At 68.1% G+C, this 2,250-nt stretch carries 2 protein-coding genes; one reads left to right on the forward strand and one right to left on the reverse strand.

Annotated features, from left to right (window positions below; all coding sequences use genetic code 11):
• Positions 1 to 35: 35 nt before the first annotated feature.
• Positions 36 to 1,043: an SPFH domain-containing protein gene (locus MJ785_RS09425; protein ID WP_239380478.1), complete on the forward strand. Its 1,008-nt coding sequence runs from the start codon at positions 36 to 38 to the stop codon at positions 1,041 to 1,043.
• Between the two features lie 13 nt (positions 1,044 to 1,056).
• On the opposite strand, the gene MJ785_RS09430 is transcribed toward MJ785_RS09425, so the two are convergent.
• Positions 1,057 to 2,250 (reverse strand): cytochrome P450 (locus MJ785_RS09430; RefSeq protein ID WP_239380472.1); only part of this gene is annotated, 1,194 nt, incomplete at its 5' end.

Below are 2,250 nucleotides of genomic sequence, written 5' to 3' on the forward strand. Positions count from 1 at the left end.
ACAACCATGATCGGGGGGCGGTGCCGATGGCAGGAATGGGCGCGCAGAGGAGGATCTTCGTCAGGATTATCGCTTTCCTTACCGCGGGTATCGTCACCGTCTCTCTGCTCGTGCTGGGCCTCAGCGCGCTCGGCTCGTTCGACAAGACCACCGGTGGAGAGATCGCGGTGATACGCAACGGCGGTCCGCTCGACAACCACCGGATCAGGCAGATCCTCGACCCCGCCTCGGCACGGACCTGGATCGGGCTGTATTCCGATGCCCACAAGTATCCCGCCCAGCAGCGTTTCTACACGATCACCGCCGACCCGAACCGCGGTGACCGCACGGGCGAGGACGTGGTACGGGTGCCGTCCAAGGACGGCGTCGAGATGGGCATCGAGGGAACTCTCTACTTCACCCTCAACCTCGACCACGACACAATCCGCACGTTCGACGACAAGTTCGGCACCCGCAAGTTCCGCAGGCTGGCCGGCAACGACTACTACGCCGCGTACGAGGGTGACAAGGGCTGGTCGGCGTTTCTCGACACCATCATCCGGCCGGTGATTGACAACGCCCTGCGGCAGCAGGTGAATACCTTCGACTGTGCCGAGCTCGTCTCCAGCTGCGCGCTCGTCCAGCTCGGCGCGAACCAGAGTACCGGCACCGGCACCGGCGCGCCGCCGGCCGTGGCCGCGGGGTCGAACAACGCCAACCTCGCGAAAGTACAGACCGCGATCAATGAATCGCTCGCTCGGGACCTCGTCGAAACGCTGAGCGCGCCCTTCCTTGTCGACCTGAAATTCAACCTGGTGCGCATCACGCTGCCGCAGCAGATCCAGGATGCCGTGAACAAGGCACAGGCCGCCTTCGCCGCTGTCACCGAGGCACAGGCAAGGGTGGCGCAGGCCCGCGCGGACGCCGAGGCCAACCGGGAACGCCAGGCCGGCTATGCGCAGTGCCCGGCATGCGCGGCGATCGACCAGCTCAAGGCCATTCCACCGACGGTGACGACCTTCGCACCGGGTTCCGGTTTCGCGATCACATCTCCTCAGCGGTAGCGCCACGGGACAGTCAGTCGGCGGTGGCAAAGCTGAGCGGGAGCGATGCCACCCCGCGATGGATGAGGCTGGGCAGATAGGTGAGCGTGTCAGTGGCCAAAGACAGTGCGGGAGCCCGCTGGATGAGCGTGCGGATCGCGGTTTCGGCCTCCATCCGGGCCAGGGGCGCGCCCAGGCAGTAGTGCAGCCCGAGGCTGAAGCCGAGGTGCCGGCGCGGAGCCGGGGAAGCCGCGTACCGGGTGATGTCGAAACGGTCGGGATCGGTGTAGACGGTCTGGTCCCGACCTGCGGAAGCCATCAGGACAATGACGCCGTCACCGCGGGCGAAGGTGTGCTCGCCAACGGTCGTCTCGGTGAGCGCGACCCGCATGGTGAACTGGGTCGGCGTGTCGTACCGGAGCATCTCCTCGACGGCCGCCGGGGTCAGCTCCGGCCGCTCGCGCAGCAGCGCGAGCTGGCCGGGGTTGCGCAGCAGGGCGATCATGCCGTTACCGATGAGGTTGATGCTCGTCTCCATACCCGCGACCAGCAGGAGCACGCAGATACCGAGCACCTCGGCCGCGGTGAGGACCTCGCCGGCTTCCTCCACCCCGACAAGCATGCTCAGCAGGTCGTCGGTGGGACGCGCCCGCCGCTCGGCGATCAGGGCGTGCAGGTAAGCGACAACCTCCTGGCCGGCTTTGCTCCGAGCGGCGACGTCCTGGGGTGAGAGCAGGCCGTCCGGGTCGGTGCCACGGGCGATCGCCAGCTCCCAGGCCCGCAGCGCCGGCCGGTCGGCCTCGGGGACGCCGAGCAGCCGGCCAGCGACCATGGTGACCGCCAACGGCCCCGACAGGTCCCGGATGACGTCGATCTCACCGGCGTCGAGTGCCGCGTCGACCAGCCGGCCCACCAGTTCGTCGATCATCGGCGCGAGACCCGCGACCATGCGCGCGCTGAACGCCTTGTTGACCAGCCGACGCAGCCGACGGTGGTCCGGGGGATCCATCCGGATGAAGGAGCCGGGCAGGGATGCCGCCTGGTCCCAGAAGGGGCTCAGCCCGTCCTCGTGGCCGTGGCCCCAGTCCTGGCTCTGCAGGATCGCGGCGCAGTCGTCGTACCGGCCGACCAGCGCGACCTGGACGTCGTGAAGAAAGAAAGGCGGCAGCCCGGCTGCCGCCCGGACCCGCTGGTAGCTCGGATAGGGATCGGCGCGGCTGGCGGGATC

This window comes from Protofrankia sp. CiT1, from assembly GCF_917627335.1.
In the GTDB taxonomy this organism is placed as follows: domain Bacteria; phylum Actinomycetota; class Actinomycetes; order Frankiales; family Frankiaceae; genus Protofrankia.